Genomic DNA, 16,317 nt, shown 5'->3' with positions numbered 1-16,317 from the left:
GATATGTTATAACATAACTAATGAATTATGGGTCACAGATCATGTTCCTCAAGCTCGAGCGGGCGGAGGCGGGAAGCCGTTTTGCCCTCAGCGACGTACTCAGTCAGGTGCCATGGAGCCCACAAGGGCTCATAGCGGCGATCGCCCTGCAGCACGACAGCGGAGAGGTGCTGATGCTCGCCTGGATGAACGAGGAGGCTCTCCAGGAAACTTTGAATACCCACCAGGCCTGTTATTGGTCACGCTCCCGTAATGGTCTCTGGCGCAAAGGCGAGACCTCAGGGAATGTGCAGCACGTTAAGGAGATTCGTTTGGACTGTGATGGCGATGCGCTGCTGCTCCTCGTCGATCAGGTGGGTGCTGCATGCCACACCGGGCGGCGTAGCTGTTTCTACAACGTCATCGAGGGCGACCAGGTCGTGGTGGAGAGTAGCCCTGGAGTGGTCAAATCATGACTCGTATCCTCATCAGAAACGCTCGCCTGGTGAATGAGGGAGAGGTGTTTGATGCCGACGTTCTCATTGCATATGGCCGAATTGAGAAAATTGCAGGCAGCATCGATGGTATTAATGCCTCCGTCGAAATTGATGCTCACGGGCGCTGGCTTGTGCCAGGAATGATCGACGACCAGGTGCACTTTCGTGAGCCCGGCGCTGCGCACAAGGCAACCATGGCGAGTGAGTCCCGAGCCGCTGTTGCTGGTGGTATTACCAGCTTCATGGACATGCCCAATACAAACCCGGCCACTTTGTCCCTCGCCGCGCTTCAAGATAAGAAAGCCCGAGCCGCCGCTTCGTCCGTCGCAAACTTCGGCTTTCACTTTGGCGTCAGCAAGGACAATCTGGACGTGGTCGCCAGTCTTGACCCGCGGCAGGTCGCAGGTGTGAAGGTATTCATGGGCGCGTCGACGGGAGACATGCTCGTTGACGATCCACGTGTGCTCGAGCGGCTGTTTGCCAATGTGCCTACTATCTTGCTCGCGCACTGTGAGCATACACCTTCAATTTTGGCCAACGAGGCTCGTTACCGAGAGCAGTTTGGTGATTTCATCCCGCCGGCGATGCACCCCGTAATACGGGATGCGGAAGCCTGTTTCCGATCTTCCAGCTTGGCAGTAGAGCTTGCCAATAATTTTGGCACGCGCCTACATGTCCTGCACTTGACCACGGCTAAGGAGTTGAAATTATTCGAGCCAGGCCCGCTGGCAGGCAAGAAGATTACTGCCGAGGTTTGCGCGCACCATTTGTTGTTCGATGACCACGATTACGCAAGCCTTGGCAATCTGATCAAGTGCAATCCTGCCATTAAGAGCCGAGAGGATCGTGATGCTCTGCGGCAGGCGCTGCTATGTGATCGAATCGATGTAATCGGTACTGACCATGCCCCTCATACGCTGGAGGAGAAGCAGAGGGCTTATGCATCGGCTCCATCTGGGTTGCCCCTGGTTCAGCATGCGTTTCCTGGCCTGTTTGAGCTGGTGGAAGAAGGTGTACTGCCGATTACCCAGCTCGTGCAGAAGACTAGTCATGCGGTTGCAGACTTGTTCGCGATCCAGGAGCGCGGATATCTGCGTGAGGGGTACTGGGCGGATCTCGCTCTCGTTGAGCGTCTAGATGAGCCACGACCGGTTGCCCTTGACCCGATCCTTGCCCATTGTCAGTGGACACCGTTCAAAAATCACCAGCTGCGGCACCGAGTAACGACGACCGTAGTTTCTGGCCAACTGGCATGGCATGACGGATGCGTGAATGAGAGTTGCCAAGGGCTGCCTTTGGCATTCAGCGCGCAACGCTCCTGACTACCCAAAATATCGAGCGAGAGTGACCGACATGACGGAACAAGAGCTGCTTTCTCTGCCAGTTGACGATTACATGGATGCCGCGCAACAGGGATTCTTCCGAGACCTGCTGCTGTCACAGCGTACGGAGTTGCAGGAGCGAATATCTGGCGAGTTCCAGCTCATGCGAGAGTTCGAGCCTAGCAGCGACCCTTCTGATTTGGGCACCGTCGAGGAGCAGCGCCATTGGCAATTACGCCTTCTTGAGCGGGAGAAGAAGCTTCTGGACAAGATAGACGAAGCCTTGGAGCGGATCTCGCGAGGGGAGTACGGATGGTGCGAAGAGACTGGAGAGCCCATTGGATTGCGGCGTTTGCTACTGCGGCCAACTGCGACATTGAGCATTGAAGCGAAGGAGCGGCAGGAAAGGAAGGAGCGGCACATGCGGGAAGACTGACCCCTGCATACAGCCGGTTAATCACTAAAATGTGGAAGGTAATCAGAAGGTTAATGGTAGCGCAAAGCCTGATCTCTGCGGCCAGTCGATTACGGATCAGATACTTCAGCTAGCTAGAGCTCAGGCGCCCTACCGAGTAGGGCGCTGAATGAGCTCACTCCCGTTAAATTGTGCGTCGTACGCCAGCCACAGCTACTTTAAGCCTCGGCTGCTGAACGAACTGATTGCGCAGGCGTCTTAGCCATTTCATGTACAGACACTGGATACTCTGAGCTGCCAAGCCGAATACGTTGATCAGAAACTGCATCAATCAGGGCTTCGTCATGGCTAACCAAGAGCACAGCGGTATGACTTTCTTTTGCGGATTCGACTAGCAGTTCCAGCATTTCCTTTTGGGTAATGAGGTCAAGCCGGGAGCTTGGTTCATCCGCGAAAATGAGCACTGGGTCAATCAAGAGTACACGTAGCAATGAGAAACGCTGAAGCTCACCGCCAGAAACATTTCCCGGCAGCCGATTCAGCAGTGACTGTTCCAATCGAAGTCGTTTCAGCAGGGGGCCAATGCGATTGGCATCAAGTCCATGCAGGTGTACCAGATCTGCCAGATTTTGGGCTAATGTCACTGTCGGCGGGAAGGCGGCGACTGGATCCTGGAAGAGCTTTTGGAACGCAACTCGGGAGGTGCCGGCGCGCTTAACGATGTTGCCTTCGCTTGCATCCATCAGCCCCAGAATCACATCTCCGAGGGTCGACTTGCCGCACCCTGAGGGGCCGGTTACTCCAACGATTTCACCTGGGTGAACATCGAAGGAAAGGCCCTGGAAAAGTGTGCGCCCGCCGCGATCAACAGCCAAGTTTTTAACTTGCACCACTGGCTCGACTGCAGGCAGCGCGGGTTTATGAATCTTCCAATTCAGCGGGTCAGCATCCAATAACTGTCGGGTGTAGGCGTGCGTAGGATTGTTGAGCACCTGTTCGGCGCTACCAGCTTCGATGATCTTCCCCTTGAGCATGATCATGATGTCGCCGCCCAGGCGGCGGGCAACCTCCATGTCATGAGTAATGATCAGCAGCGCACCACCCTCGGCCAAGCCAGCTTTCAGGAGGCTGATCACCTCGTCAATCCGGTCGCGATCCAAACCTTTGGTGGGTTCATCTGCCACCATCAATTTTGCGCCGCCAGCGTGTGTCGCCGCGAACGCTAAGCGTTGCGCCATACCGCCTGAAAGCTGAAATGGGTACTTCGTGGAAGCATGCTCTAGCCCCAGTCGAACCAAGTCTCTTTGCGCGAGCTCGCGAGACTCAGACGCGTTCTTCCCTACTACATGCTGATAGGTCTCGGAAACCTGAGGAAGTGCGCGCATGGTTGGGTCAAGGCTCAGCCAGGGCTCTTGAGGGAGAACGGCAATTTCACGCCCCCAGAGTGTTTGGCGCCTATTGCTTCGCCCATCCTCACTGACGCCGTCCGCGAACTCAATCCGGCCTTGGGCGTGCAGTCCCGGCGGTAAATTTCCAACAACACCTTGAGCGAATAGGCTTTTCCCTGAGCCGGTTTCGCCAATGATGCTTAGCACCTGACCCGGGAACAGTTCTATGGAAAGTGGATCAACCAGGCGAGTGTCAACTGTTCGGATCTCCAAATCTTCAGTTTTCAGCAGCGGCTTCATGGTTTGCGCCCTCCAGCGATCAGTATGAGTGAAAGAACAATCAGGAAGACAACCATGATCGGCATTGCGATTACTGAAGGTGCTTCTGCAAAGTAGGGGAGCAATTCTGTGATCATCAGTCCCAACTCAGCTGTCGGGGGTTGAACGCCTACGCTGACAAAACCCAGGGCTGCGATTGCCATGATCGCCGAGGCGGCTCCGAACGACGCAATGGTTAGGATCGCGGGCCCTAGCTCTGGCCAAAGGTGGCGGCGGATGACGTACATGGGCCCAAAGCCGAGCAGGCGTGTGGCAGCGACGGCTGGCGATGCCAGTACGTTGCGGGACAGGGCGCGTGTCATGCGGAAGTATTCTATCCAAAGCACCAGTGCGATCGCCCCGTACAAGGCGACAAAGGAACCTGGGAAGATTGCCACGATTAGCAGAACCAACAGCAGGCCGGGCAGCGCCAGAACCAACTCTGTAACAAGGCCAAGTGTCTTGTCGGTAAATCCACCTTTCCAGGCTGCAAGGATGCCCAGAAGTACGCCAGGCACGGCTGCTGTAATTACGCTCACCAGCGCTAGCCCCAATGACAAGCGTACTGCAGAAGCCAAGCGTGCGAGCATATCTCGACCTAAATGATCTGTGCCCAGGGGGTGCGCGCTTATTGAGCCCGACAGAATGGCGTTGTAATCCTGCTTGGCAATGTCCACGTCCCACAGAATAGGAACGAGGACGGCAAAGGCAATCAGAGCAAGGAGGATTGCGAACCCGACCAGCCGAGGTAGGTGGCGAGGCTTTGGTGCCGCGTTTGCGATTTCGAGTTCAATATTCATGCGTCACTCCGGCGCGGGTCAATCAGATGGTTGGCCAGGTCGACACACGTGTTCAGCACCACAAACATGAGACCCATTGCTAGCGCTGCGCCTTGCACCATCGGCAGATCGCGTTGGACGATGGCATGCACCAAGCCATGGCCAATTCCAGGCCAGGCGAAGAGCGTTTCTACGACGACCACGCCTTCAATCAGATACACCAGTTGAACGCCCAGGTAGGTAACTACTGGTACGCCAATGTTGCGTAAGCCGTGGCGTGTGAAGACCTTCAGCGCGCCGAGCCCTTTCAGTCGGCCAAACGCATAGAATGGGGAGGAGGCAATCTTTACCGTAGCGTCTCGCGCCACACGAGATGAGACAGCTGCGAGTCCCAGCGCGAGGGTAAGCGAAGGTAGTATGGTGTGCGCCCAGGTGCCGTGCCCCGCGGATGGCAGGATTGCGAGTGAGACGGAGAATACAAATACTAGAATCACGCCCATCACAAAATGCGGTATAGCGCGAGTTGCTGTGCTCAGGATGAGTAGCCCTCGGTCAAGCACTCCGCCCGGGCGCAGCCCTGCGAAGATTCCGAGTGGTGGGCCGATGAGGAAGGAGAGAATCACCGCTCCAATAGCCAGGCGCACTGAGCTCCCTAGCTCATGAAGTACAACGTCAGTGACAGGAGTACCAGACACCAGGGATGTGCCGAGGTCAAAGCTAAGCAGGTCTTTAATCCAGGCGAGAAAGCGCCAGATTACTGGTTGGTCGAGGCTGAGCTCTGCGCGTACCGCTTCAGCAGCAGCGCCGTTCACCATGTCATAACCATAACGGCCTGCGGCAATTCGGTACGCTGCGTCACCAGGGAGGAGCGTCATCAACATAAACGTAAGAGCGCCGACGACGACAGCCACCATGACCGCCTGAAGCAGTCGAAAGCCTAGAAGCCGGATCATTGTGCCCACCGCATTTTTGTTAGCCCGAACGTGCGCTCGAATGGATCGATTGCTGCCCCTTCCACCTGATTCGACACTGCGATTGTCTGGCGGTACCAGGCCACAGGAATCAGGGGGAGCTCGTTCTGGAATTGAGCAAGCATCTGATTACGCAGAGCTTGTTGGTCTTCTGGCTTTTTTCCGGACAACAGCGCGTTCATCGCGGAGTCAAAAGCAGGGTTTTTCCACCCCAGTGGCCCCCACTCAGCACCGCCGTTTCCAAAGTCGCCGAAAATAGTTACGAGGGGATCGGGCACGAGTGCGTAAGCGCGGGAGAATAGCGCCATTTGAAGGGAACCATCATTGTATGCCACGGGTATAGCGCTGACATTTTCCACTGCCACTTGAACCTCGACGCCAATCTCTCGCAATTGCGCTTGTAAGGCTGTGGCGATCAGTGCCAACTCAGGGCGGTCACCGAAGGTGAGCAGCTTCATACGGAAACGCACCCCGTCTTTCATCAAGATCCCGTCTGAGCCAGCAACCCAACCTTCATTGCCCAACAGCTTGCGTGCCGCTTCTGGGTCGTACTTCAAGGGTGGAAGGTTAGCGTCGTGCCAGGCACTTACGTTATCGGCAAACATTTGTGTTGCGCCGGTACCTGGTGCACGTAATACGGCGGCAGCGATACCTTCCCGTTGGATTGCCAGGCTCAATGCTTTACGGGTATCTACAGAGGCTGTCGGCCCTGCGCCTGAATTCACTGCCAGCATGACAACGCGCGGAACTGGCTCTTTCAGTACATGGACATCCTTGGAGCGTGAGAGTCGAGCAATGCTGGGAGGGTCGAGCTGAAACACAAGCTCAGCGCCGCCGCTCTCGGCCATCAGGGTTCGAGTTTCTCCGCGCCCTGCGCCCAAGTAGGTGGTTTTCTCGATGCTTGGTTTAGTGCCCCAGTATTCTTCGAATCTTTGCGTTGCAAGACGTTGAGGAGGCTCTACCAGGGTTGTCTTGTAGGGGCCGGTGGCAATGACCTTTTGAACAACATCCTTCGAATCATACGCAGCCGCGGCCAAGATGCTGGTGGACGAGTGAGCCAACAGCGCGGGCAGAGGGGCGAAGGGCTCCTTCAGTCGAATGACAACTTCGTTGCCTTCGGCTGTAATCGATTCAATCTTGGCTTTGCTCAGAATGCCCGCCTTGTTCCGAGCGACATTGAGTGAATGAGCCGCTACAACTGGGGTTAATTCGCTTCCATCATGAAATTTCACACCGGGTCGGATTGCCAGGTGCCACACTTTTCCGTCATCCGTGACACTCCACGTCTCAGCAAGCGCGGGTTGGGGCTGTCCTATCGGGTCGGCTTCTAGCAGGGTTTCAGTGATCTGCATTCGCTGAAAAATGAATCCGGATACGGACGGATCCAGGCCCACGATCTCGAAGGGAGCAACGACGTCAAAGACTTTGTCATCAGCGTTGACGTTTGCGTAGGCGAAGGTCGCGCAGACGGCAACTGCTGCCGCGAGTAGCTTTAGCTTGGGCTTGAGTACCACATTACATTCCTTTTGCTCGACACCCGACGGCAACGTTGAAGCGACCTGTCTAGGCCGAGCGCTTCAGAGTTGTTCGTCCTTGTCAGTTTCGGTGAAAAAAATCATCCAGTGCGGAAGTCGCGCATGGTAGGCAATGTGATGATATAACGTCCATTATTGAAATATCTTGTTACGTTCCCGCTCAAGCCATGCGTGTCGTAATTGGGGCGGTTCGCATTTTTCATCCCAAGGCAGCAGCTGATCACCGCCTGTCGCTTGGGGTACGCATTATGATGACGCTGAAGGAAACCCAAGATCTGGGGCTCTCATCGAGAACCTCCTAGGGGTCGCTAGGCAGCTGTGCAGGCGTGTTCCATGAGCGTCTGCGCCGGGCAATACGTGTACATGCGTGAGCAGTCGGCTGTTTCGGGAACTGAGTCATCGTTGCATGACAAGTGGCTTGGCCTGCAGTAATCAGAACCGATGAGGGGGGGATGAGGGTGAGGCTTGTAGTCGAGAATGATTCGCGTTAACATAATGTTATCACATAACAGGAGTGGCGCCATGCAAGTTCTTTCATCGCTCAAACAGGCCAAGAATCGCCATCGTGACTGCCAGATCGTGAAGCGTCGAGGCAGGATTTACGTGATCTGCAAATCCAACCCGCGGTTTAAGGCTAGGCAAGGTGGTGTCAAGAAAAAATAAATTCTTGAAAAATGTCGAGCCTCGTTTTTGTAGGCTGACAACTGCGCTCGCTGTTAGCTTCGAGCGCGGTTGTCGGTCAACTGCAGTGTGCTGAGGCTCCATCAGCTGGGCGGCGGGTGATCAGTTTCTGATGTGATCTGTTTTAGTGGTGATGCGCTTAACCGACAAAGCTCAGAGAGCAGGTTAGCCGCGAGTATCGGAAAGCCGTTGCAGTAGAAATCTCCGGTCGTAAACCCCGCACGGCAAAGGTCGTCAGGCCCTGGCCACCAAAGTTAGCTCGACCAACCCCACCCGCTAGTCCAGAGATTCTTGCAGTGGTGTTGCACCTATGTCCTGCGCTACGTTTTAGCGTGGAGCTTCGCCCGAAATCATCCTCTTGATGACGCCCTGATCGCGCTCGACGGATTGAGTATCCCGTCCCGATAGAGCCCCTGGGCACGTAGCAATCATCTTTTTCATAGACGGTTTAGGTCGCATCTCTACGAGGACACCCTTAGAAAGTTATTTGGTGGCGGCTAGAGGGCGATGGCGCTCGGCGATAGGCTTTCGAGTCGACGAGTCTCGGCTGCGTACGCCTCATCGCCTGTCATCGTGTACAGCAGCTCCTTCTGTAATCGATGAAATTCAAATGAAGTGCGCTCTCTTGGGTGTGCTTCACAAACCTTTATCACCTTCTGAATCCTTCCCGGGCGAGGGGCCAGTAGAATAATCCTGTCGGCGATATAGATAGCTTCCTCTATATCATGGGTCACCAGAATGGTGGTAATTCGAGACTCCGCTCTGATCCTAAGAAGTTCTTGCTGCATCTGCGTGCGAGTATTGGCGTCTAGGGCACCAAATGGTTCATCCAATAGCAAGATGCGCGGACTACTCACAAGTCCTCGTGCGATGGATACGCGCTGAGCCATCCCCCCCGAGAGCTGGTGGGGATAGCTGTCTGCGAATCCATCCAGCCCAACTAGCCTCACATGATCAGCAATTTTCGACTGTCGTTCTTGTGGACTCAGTTGGTCATTCAGCAGTCCCAACTCGATGTTCTTGGCTACAGTTAGCCATGGAAACAAGCGGTGCTCTTGAAAAACCATGCCTCGCTCTTGCTCGATGCCCTTAACCGGGCGGCCTTTAACACAGATTGACCCTTCGTAGTCTGTATCCAGTCCAACGAGCATCCTCAAAAGCGTAGACTTGCCGCAGCCACTTGATCCTAAGAGAGCAATCGACTCACCTTCAGCGATGTCCAGCGTGAAGTCATCAAGCGCTAACAGATCACCTTGGGTGGTCTTGAATTTTTTTCTGACATTTTTGAAAGAAACAATAGCCGTGTCGCACGCAGCATTGATTGATGAATTCATTTAAATCTCCAGCGCGATGCTAGCTTCTCAATTTTCATGCCTAGCTTATGAATTACGGCGCCCGTTAATCCGATTAAGATCATTGCTGCCATGACATCGTCCATTCGGAATAGCTGTTGTGCGGCAATCATGTAACTTCCTATTCCAGAAGTCGTGGTAATAAAGTACTCCGCGCCGATAGTGGCAAGCCATGCATAAATCAAAGATACCCGGAGTCCGCTGAATATGCTGGATAATGCACCGGGAAGAATGAGCTTGGTCATTCTATGCCACAAACCCAGCCGCAGAACGCGAGCAGCCTCATTCAAATCCATAGACAGGTTCGCGATTCCAGTCTGAGTGGCTACATAGAGAGGAGAGAAGCACGCGAGTGCTATGAAAGCAATTTTAGATGTATTTCCTAGGCCGAACCACGCGGTAATTAAAGGAATCCATGCGAAAATTGCGACGTGACGGATAACCGAGAGCGTTGGGCCGCAGGCATGTTCTACTACCTGCTTCATGCCCAATAAAACCCCAACGATAATTCCGAAGCTACCACCAACGGTTAGGCCAATTAGCGAGAAGCGCAAGCTCTGAGCAAGCGATGTGGCCATATTCCCCTCGGTAAGCCCATGCCACAAGGTGATAAAAACCTTGTTGGGATGGATAATGATGTTAGGGTTGACTGCACCTGCAGCCGACACGGCGTACCATGCTGTTAGCATTAAAACAGGAATAATCCAAGGCTCTATATTTTCAATACCAATCAGTGATCGCCGTTTCAACTCTAACGCACTCGGTTGAGGCCAGTGTATGCAATGCTGATCAATCCAACGGATTCCACGATCCATTACAATACCGATCACTGCGACCACGCAGATACATACCAGCACAATGTCCAGCATAAACAATTGGCGGCCCCACACCATGAGGTAGCCCAAGCCGTCGCTTGAGGCTAGTAGCTCTACTGCAAGCAGTGACGACCATGCGGTACCAAGGGCCGTCTTGCATCCTGCGAGGACGGAGGGCGCCATCGCCGGAATGATGAGGTACCTTAGTCTTGCCCACGGCGATAGGCGAAGAACTGCTGCCGCCTCCTGGAGTCGTGAAGGGATGTCCCGCACTCCCATAGCGGTATGGAATGTCATGGGCACAATCACCGCCTTCATGACGACGACTATTTTGAGCGTCTCTTCGATGCCGAACCACAGCATGAAAAGTGGAATCCACGCCAGCGTTGGCACTTGGGCCAGTGCTGAAAACGTGGGGAGAAACAAGCGTTCTGCTCGTTCACTCAGACCTATCAATGTACCCAGAAGTACACCCACCAAGAGGCCAGAGGTCAGGCCTAAAACCAGTCTACGAAGACTGATCAAAATGCTGGCCACCAGGTCTTGTTGTGCAAGATCCAGTGCTGAACTCCAAACCACGGACGGTGAAGGTAGAACCTGGCTGTTCAACCAATCGTAATGTGATGCCAGATGCCAGAGTATTACTATGGCTAGCGGTAGTATCAAGGGGGACAACGAGTGCGCGCATTCCCCGAATTTGAACAACCTGCTTCGAATGGGTTGGTCTTGCGGTATTGAAATAGACATCTTTGCTGCCTGTCTGACTAGGCGGGCGACTGGGAAGTCGGGCCGAGAAGGTGATCGAACACTGTATGGCGCGATGCTCTGGTGCTCAATTGCCTTCAGCGCATGTTGACATGCACGGCTTGCATAATTCTTCAGTGCGGAACTTGATCGTAATCTTGCAGTAGTTGTATGAATGTCTGCCTTAGAGGAGTTGTCATTGTTCCCTTCAGTGAAATAATTCCATTTAAGATATTTCTGTCCTGCTGCGCCCCCTGGAAATCACTGGGCTCGATAACCCGGAGCAATCTTTTTTGAATATTATCTTCTATCATAGGGAGCAGGGCTGAGCAGCCAATGGTGTGTGAGTTTAGACTGATATCCATAATGGAGTAGCCGTTCTCGCAAAGTAAGCTCGGTATGTAGTCCGGCTCCGATAGGTAGCTGGACAGTAACTCCCTAACGCCAAGCGTACAGCCGATTGGATATTTCAAGATGTTGTATTTGTTTGGCGTTTCTTTGAATACTGGATGTTCAGCTTGAGCGTATAAGCACCACTTTCTTGGCGCAAGAGGTACTATTTGGTGGTTCTTGTCATCTTCAAAATAAAGTGTATTGCTTATGAAGAAGTCTATTTCGCCGCGGTTAAGTTTTAAGCTCAGTTCATTCCACTTGTCTACAACAAATCGAGCCTTGGCATGTGGGTGATTCTGCAAAAGTTTTGCGATTGCTTTAGGTACTATTGAGGCAGCCGCTACTGGGCCACAACCGAAATTCAAAACGGATTGAGCATTGCTGTTAAAGGCAGCAATCCTAAATGCCAGTTCGTCTGATTTTCTTAGAATCTCATTGGCGTAATCCAGCAGAACTTTGCCTTGCTGGGTAGGTGGAAGCCCTTTCTTTTCTCGGTGAACAAGATCACAACCCACTTGATGCTCTAAAGCCTGGATGCTTCGGCTGAACGCGGGCTGTGACAAATTAACAGAATGGGCTGCAAGCACAAAGCTTCGGTGATTAATTAACGCAACGAAATGCCGCAAGTTTCTCAGTTCGAAATGCATCGTGTGCATACCCCTATAAGCCATACGCATTTGCGCGGGAATTGCTCGAATTTTAACCTCAAATAACAAATATTCACAACGAGCATCTTTTTTATTCCCTGGGGATATATGCATATACAGCATCGGTTTAAGTGTCATCTGCTTTACTGGTCGGTCGCACTGGCTTACACATGGCAAGGTGCTTCTGTGTACGCAGACGATTTACCGATTTCAAAGCCAGAGGCAAGAGATGACTCCACGCTGTCCACGGTGGTGGTGAACGCACGGCGCCGTGATGAGGCGGCTCAAGACGTGCCTGCGCCGATGACGACGCTGACCGGCGAGCATCTTCAGGACAATCGTGTGTCTGCGATACAGGACATTCAGCAACTTGCTCCTAGCGTCAACATGCCATTTTGGCACGCAGCGCAGAGCAGTCTGTCCATTCGTGGTATTGGCAACAACCCGAGGAACGACGGACTGGAAGGTAGCGCAGCCGTCTACATCGATAACGTGTATCTCAGTCGAACAGGCATGGCAGCCTTCGACCTGCTGGATATCGAACAGGTGGAAGTCCTGCGGGGAGCGCAAGGTACGCTGTTTGGCAAAAACAGCACGGCGGGCGTTGTGAACATCCGCACCAAGGCCCCGACCTTTTATCCCGAGAACCATCTCAGTGTGTCCACGGGCCAGTATGGATTGAAGGAGTATCGAGGAAGTTTCTCGGGGCCACTCACAGATGCTGTTGCTGGTCGCATTTCCCTTAGCCGCAGCGAGACCGATGGTTTCATCAAGAACGTCCACGACGGAGATTACCAAGGCCGCACCCGACAGGGCATTCGAGGGCAATTGCTGTTTGAGCCTGACGATGACTTCAGCTTGAGGCTGATCGCTGAGTACAACGATGAAGACCTCGACCTCACTCGTTCATTTTTGAGTTTTGGGCCACTGGCGAGCACCCGGGCACGATACACCAGGGTAGGTGCGCAAGACCCCATCACCGACCCTAAGAAGCTAAAGGTCAATACGGACGGTAGAAACGGGAGCAAGGTATATCAGAATGCTCTCTCGGCTGAAGCCAACTGGAAGCTTGACAGAGGCTACTCTCTGACTTCTATCAGTGCTTGGCGGTTGTGGCAGTTCGATCCCTACAACGACGACCTCACCACCGCACCGGTATGGACGAACATGGGAGCGTCCGCCAATGCATCGCAGTTCTCCCAGGAAATCAGGCTCGCCTCGCCAAAGGATGACACGTTCGAATACGTCGTAGGCGCTTACTATTTCAAGGGTAGCGTCGGAAACAATCTGTTCTACAACTACGGCCCTCAAGCAGATGCCTGGTTTGGGCTACCTGTCGGGGCGCTGAGTAATGTCAGTTCTAAAATGCCTTCGAAGGTGTCCACGGACAGCTACGCCGTATTTGGCCAGGGCACTTGGCACTTGAATCCCCAGTGGGATTTGACGCTTGGATTACGAGGTACCTATGAAGAAAAGACGGGGAGGGTCAAACGTTATGAGCCCACCGGCGATTCGGTAACCGGTGCTGCGCTGGCTGCGAGGAATGCACGATTAGGGGCTTACGACTCCGGAAATCTGAAGATCTCGGGCAGCAGTCCATCTGGGATGGCATCGATAAGCTACAAGGTTAACCCGGATCTGATGGTTTACAGCAGCCTCACGCATGGCGAGAAATCAGGGGGCATCAACCCTTCACTACCTGGCAACGGTGCCTCTTCACTGCTAATCGGCCCTGAGCGTGCCAATGATGCGGAGCTAGGCTTCAAAAGCACGCTTTGGGGTGGGCGAGTGAGCTTCAACGCCAATCTCTTCTGGTCATGGATCACTGGCTACCAAGCGACTGCTTGGGATCGTGAGGCCAACACCAGCTATTTGAGTAACGTAGGCAGCATGCGAAGCAGGGGCATCGAGTTCGAGACCACCGTCATGCCAATCAAAGGCTTGACGCTTAATGCCAATGGTTCGTTTATCGATGCCATTTACATGGACTACCAGGACGGCCAGTGCCCGCCGGAAACGCCAGGTACTACCTGCAACCTGACTGGCAAGCGTGTATCCGGATCCCCCCGTCAGATCTTCAACGCCAATGCTCGATACCAGTGGGCGCTCGACTCCGGTATCAGGCCCTATCTGAATGCCTCGTATTCATACAGGGCGAAAAGCTTCGGTACCGGCGACGATTCAGATTATGGCGTGATCCCGTCCTATAGCCTGACCAACCTATCCGGAGGTGTTCGTATTGATGACGGGGACGCTCAATGGGATGTCTCGCTGTGGGTGCGAAACGTGTTCGACAAGTTCTACTACACCAGCGTGGCGACTGGGGCAGGCAACATCTTCGCGGGTACGATAGGTGATCCTCGCACCGTCGGTGCCACCGTGTCTTACGATTTTTGAAAAGTAGTGAATCGACGATGAAAAAGTATGTGTTGAAGTCAAGAAAGCTAATAGTCGCAAGCCTACTCATCCTGTTGAGCGGCTGGCTCTCTCCCGTAGCGTTTGCTGCGCCACCACCAACGGTCATTAGGCTCGCGGCTCCGGACAACGGTCTCGGGGGTAAAGAGCACTTCAACGGTGGTGTCGCGGATGTGCTTGTCTGGCGGCAATTGTTGGAGAAGGAGTTTCAGGAGGATGGCATCAAGGTGGAATGGCAGTTTTTCAAAGCTGCCGGCCCAGCGATCAATGAGGCCTTGGCGAACAAGCAGGTTGATTTTGCTTTCTACGGTGACCTTCCTGCGATCATTGGTAAAGCAAACGGGTTGGATATCACTCTCCTAGCGGCGACTGGCCGCCAGGGGAATGCTTATCTAGGGGTACGGCAAGGACTTGATGTCAAGTCATTGCACGACTTGAAAGGCAAGACACTTGCGGTTTTTCGAGGCACCATCTTCCACTTGTCTCTGGTGAATGCGTTGGCATCCGTGGGGATGACCGAGCGTGACCTGCGAGTCGTCAACATGGATCTTGCCGCGTCCACTGCAGCACTTTCCACCGGTCGGGTTGATGCTGTATGGGGTTCAAGCAATTTGTACGAACTGCAGGACAAGGGGCTTGCCTACGTTGCACTGTCCAGTGGAGATCTCGGTGGAGTAGGGGGCGTACAAAGCGTTCTGGTTGGGAGCAAAGAATTCTTGGCCAGCTATCCCGATATCACTCGACGCTTGCTGAGAGTCTTCGCTGGTGCCTACGACTGGATCAGCGTTCCATCGAACCGCCAAGTGTACCTGAGCGAGGCTGCACGTCGATCCGGGTTTACGCAGGAACAGGTTGATCGCGCAATGGGCACGCTGAGCTTTAGGGATATTCTTCAGCCAGATCTGGATGCGCCTTTCATTGAATCGTTAGATCAGCAGGTATCGCTTGCCAAAGAAATGCGCTTGATCAGGAAGTCGTTCAATGCCGCAGATTGGGCTGACACAAGACCACTACTCGAGGCCAAAGCGCTGCCTAGCGCTGACATCGTCAAGGCGATATCTCAATAGGGGGTAGAAGGGCCCCGAACGGGGCCCTATCTATCAGCTGACCACGCACCTGAAACCAATATGACTTGTGGGGCTATCGATTGACTGTGGGTGTCGCGCTGCGGGTCGATACCTCTTGCAGTAATTAGGTGCGCACAGATGCGATCCGCCTTTGAGTACTTTCCTGGGCACCGGCGCAGGGTCGAAGGGGTCAAGGCTTCTCCGTTTTAGCACTTCCTCTGTCGAGCAGCATGATCGCATGGGCTGGGCGGTGTGAATGTTCCACCAGTCACTCGTCCACTCCCATACATTCCCAATCATATCGACCAGGCCATAGCCGTTAGAGGGGAAACTGCCAACAGGCGATGTTCGCAGCCAACCATCGGTCAATTCATTTTCATGAGGGAAGGCGCCTTGCCAAAAGTTGGCCATCATCGCGCCGCCTGGGGCTAGCTCACCCCCCCAAGCGTACTCAGCGTCCGCCAAGCCACCTCGTGCCGCAAACTCCCACTGGTCTTCCGTCGGCAGGGTCTTCCCAGCCCACGTTGCAAAGGCAAGCGCATCTTCATAAGCGATGTGTACGACTGGGTGGTCGAGCAGGTCATCAATGCTACTTCCGATACCCAATGGTGCCTTCCAGCACGCACCGGGGCTGTACTCCCACCATGTGTCCGAGTTCGCAGTAGGTTGAACAAAAACAGCTGAACCCGCGCCCGGGTTTGAGTCACATGCATCGGTCGGGTTTTTCTCGGCAAGGGTGACAAAACCGGTGGCGGCCACAAACGCTTCGAAATCCCGATTTGTGACTGGACTGCGATCGATCCAGAACGCGGCCACTGTCCTTTCCTGCCGAGGGGCCTCTTCGGGGTAGAAACTGTCGCTGCCTTTCAGGAATCGGCCTGCTGGAATAAAGCACATTCCCTCCGTCGACCCACGAGAAATGGATAACTCATCGCTTAGCGTCATATCGAATAACCTCAATCTAAACAGTTATTTGCACATGCATATGCATCTGCATAT

At 53.9% G+C, this 16,317-nt stretch carries 14 protein-coding genes; 6 read left to right on the top strand and 8 right to left on the bottom strand.

Translation table 11 applies throughout. From position 1 onward, the window contains the following. Positions 1–20 precede the first annotated feature (20 nt). From hisI to dksA, 3 genes are read left to right on the top strand one after another with little or no spacing between them, the layout of a single operon-like run. Positions 21–455, top strand: a complete 435-nt coding sequence (hisI, locus tag IAE36_RS02620) for a phosphoribosyl-AMP cyclohydrolase (protein WP_442967350.1) — start codon at positions 21–23, stop codon at positions 453–455. Further along, positions 452–1,798: a dihydroorotase gene (locus IAE36_RS02615; RefSeq protein WP_201198369.1), complete on the top strand. Its 1,347-nt coding sequence runs from the start codon at positions 452–454 to the stop codon at positions 1,796–1,798. The genes hisI and IAE36_RS02615 overlap by 4 nt, the downstream gene beginning before the upstream one ends. A gap of 31 nt (positions 1,799–1,829) precedes the next feature. Then, the gene (gene dksA, locus IAE36_RS02610; RefSeq protein ID WP_117139610.1) at positions 1,830–2,234 is read left to right on the top strand and encodes an RNA polymerase-binding protein DksA; all 405 of its coding nucleotides are present in this window, start codon (positions 1,830–1,832) and stop codon (positions 2,232–2,234) included. A gap of 197 nt (positions 2,235–2,431) precedes the next feature. Here dksA and IAE36_RS02605 read toward each other — a convergent pair whose 3' ends face one another. The 4 genes from IAE36_RS02605 to IAE36_RS02590 are packed head-to-tail and all read right to left on the bottom strand — an operon-like array spanning position 2,432 to position 7,183. Further along, entirely contained in the window at positions 2,432–3,901 is a 1,470-nt protein-coding gene (locus IAE36_RS02605; protein WP_201198372.1) for an ABC transporter ATP-binding protein, read from the bottom strand. Next, complete coding sequence (locus IAE36_RS02600; RefSeq protein ID WP_201198374.1) at positions 3,898–4,719, bottom strand: ABC transporter permease; 822 nt, start codon at positions 4,717–4,719, stop codon at positions 3,898–3,900. The genes IAE36_RS02605 and IAE36_RS02600 overlap by 4 nt, the downstream gene beginning before the upstream one ends. After that, positions 4,716–5,651 carry an ABC transporter permease gene (locus IAE36_RS02595; protein ID WP_201198376.1) on the bottom strand — a complete coding sequence of 312 codons (936 nt, stop codon included), beginning with the start codon at positions 5,649–5,651 and terminating at the stop codon, positions 4,716–4,718. Before IAE36_RS02595 ends, IAE36_RS02600 begins: the two co-directional genes overlap by 4 nt. Next, the gene (locus IAE36_RS02590) at positions 5,648–7,183 is read right to left on the bottom strand and encodes an ABC transporter substrate-binding protein (protein WP_201198378.1); all 1,536 of its coding nucleotides are present in this window, start codon (positions 7,181–7,183) and stop codon (positions 5,648–5,650) included. The genes IAE36_RS02595 and IAE36_RS02590 overlap by 4 nt, the downstream gene beginning before the upstream one ends. A gap of 543 nt (positions 7,184–7,726) precedes the next feature. Here IAE36_RS02590 and ykgO point away from each other — a divergent pair. Continuing rightward, positions 7,727–7,867, top strand: coding sequence for a type B 50S ribosomal protein L36 (ykgO, locus tag IAE36_RS02585; RefSeq protein ID WP_117139605.1), 141 nt, complete (start codon positions 7,727–7,729; stop codon positions 7,865–7,867). Positions 7,868–8,382: 515 nt separating this feature from the next. Here the strand turns inward: ykgO and IAE36_RS02580 are convergent. The 3 genes from IAE36_RS02580 to IAE36_RS02570 form a co-directional block, all read right to left on the bottom strand. Further along, positions 8,383–9,219 (bottom strand): ABC transporter ATP-binding protein, encoded by an 837-nt coding sequence (locus tag IAE36_RS02580; RefSeq protein ID WP_201210066.1) that lies wholly within the window; start codon positions 9,217–9,219, stop codon positions 8,383–8,385. After that, positions 9,216–10,799, bottom strand: a complete 1,584-nt coding sequence (locus IAE36_RS02575) for an ABC transporter permease (RefSeq protein WP_201162927.1) — start codon at positions 10,797–10,799, stop codon at positions 9,216–9,218. The genes IAE36_RS02580 and IAE36_RS02575 overlap by 4 nt, the downstream gene beginning before the upstream one ends. A gap of 131 nt (positions 10,800–10,930) precedes the next feature. Continuing rightward, on the bottom strand, positions 10,931–11,974 hold the full coding sequence (locus IAE36_RS02570; protein ID WP_201198382.1) for a LysR family transcriptional regulator: 1,044 nt from the start codon (positions 11,972–11,974) through the stop codon (positions 10,931–10,933). On the opposite strand from IAE36_RS02570, the gene IAE36_RS02565 reads away from it, so the two are divergent. Next, on the top strand, positions 11,945–14,233 hold the full coding sequence (locus IAE36_RS02565) for a TonB-dependent receptor (RefSeq protein ID WP_268932981.1): 2,289 nt from the start codon (positions 11,945–11,947) through the stop codon (positions 14,231–14,233). The genes IAE36_RS02570 and IAE36_RS02565 overlap by 30 nt on opposite strands. Positions 14,234–14,250: 17 nt before the next feature. Further along, complete coding sequence (locus IAE36_RS02560) at positions 14,251–15,318, top strand: ABC transporter substrate-binding protein (RefSeq protein ID WP_201198386.1); 1,068 nt, start codon at positions 14,251–14,253, stop codon at positions 15,316–15,318. A gap of 33 nt (positions 15,319–15,351) precedes the next feature. Here IAE36_RS02560 and IAE36_RS02555 read toward each other — a convergent pair whose 3' ends face one another. Next, positions 15,352–16,215 (bottom strand): formylglycine-generating enzyme family protein, encoded by an 864-nt coding sequence (locus IAE36_RS02555; RefSeq protein WP_201198479.1) that lies wholly within the window; start codon positions 16,213–16,215, stop codon positions 15,352–15,354. Between the last annotated feature and the right edge of the window lie 102 nt (positions 16,216–16,317).

Source organism: Pseudomonas sp. S36 (assembly GCF_016647875.1).
Taxonomy (GTDB): Bacteria; Pseudomonadota; Gammaproteobacteria; order Pseudomonadales; family Pseudomonadaceae; genus Aquipseudomonas; species Aquipseudomonas parafulva.
Note: the sequence above shows the minus strand (reverse complement) of the source record. Positions and strands in the feature narration are given on the sequence as shown.

Excerpts from the sequence above, each read along its gene's own strand:
- hisI (WP_442967350.1), top strand. The coding sequence starts at position 21 with ATGAATTATGGGTCACAGATCATGTTCCTCAAGCTCGAGCGGGCGGAG.
- IAE36_RS02615 (WP_201198369.1), top strand. The coding sequence starts at position 452 with ATGACTCGTATCCTCATCAGAAACGCTCGCCTGGTGAATGAGGGAGAG.
- dksA (WP_117139610.1), top strand. The coding sequence starts at position 1,830 with ATGACGGAACAAGAGCTGCTTTCTCTGCCAGTTGACGATTACATGGAT.
- IAE36_RS02605 (WP_201198372.1), bottom strand. The coding sequence starts at position 3,901 with ATGAAGCCGCTGCTGAAAACTGAAGATTTGGAGATCCGAACAGTTGAC.
- IAE36_RS02600 (WP_201198374.1), bottom strand. The coding sequence starts at position 4,719 with ATGAATATTGAACTCGAAATCGCAAACGCGGCACCAAAGCCTCGCCAC.
- IAE36_RS02595 (WP_201198376.1), bottom strand. The coding sequence starts at position 5,651 with ATGATCCGGCTTCTAGGCTTTCGACTGCTTCAGGCGGTCATGGTGGCT.
- ykgO (WP_117139605.1), top strand. The coding sequence starts at position 7,727 with ATGCAAGTTCTTTCATCGCTCAAACAGGCCAAGAATCGCCATCGTGAC.
- IAE36_RS02580 (WP_201210066.1), bottom strand. The coding sequence starts at position 9,219 with ATGAATTCATCAATCAATGCTGCGTGCGACACGGCTATTGTTTCTTTC.
- IAE36_RS02575 (WP_201162927.1), bottom strand. The coding sequence starts at position 10,799 with ATGTCTATTTCAATACCGCAAGACCAACCCATTCGAAGCAGGTTGTTC.
- IAE36_RS02565 (WP_268932981.1), top strand. The coding sequence starts at position 11,945 with ATGCATATACAGCATCGGTTTAAGTGTCATCTGCTTTACTGGTCGGTC.
- IAE36_RS02570 (WP_201198382.1), bottom strand. The coding sequence starts at position 11,974 with ATGACACTTAAACCGATGCTGTATATGCATATATCCCCAGGGAATAAA.
- IAE36_RS02560 (WP_201198386.1), top strand. The coding sequence starts at position 14,251 with ATGAAAAAGTATGTGTTGAAGTCAAGAAAGCTAATAGTCGCAAGCCTA.
- IAE36_RS02555 (WP_201198479.1), bottom strand. The coding sequence starts at position 16,215 with ATGTGCTTTATTCCAGCAGGCCGATTCCTGAAAGGCAGCGACAGTTTC.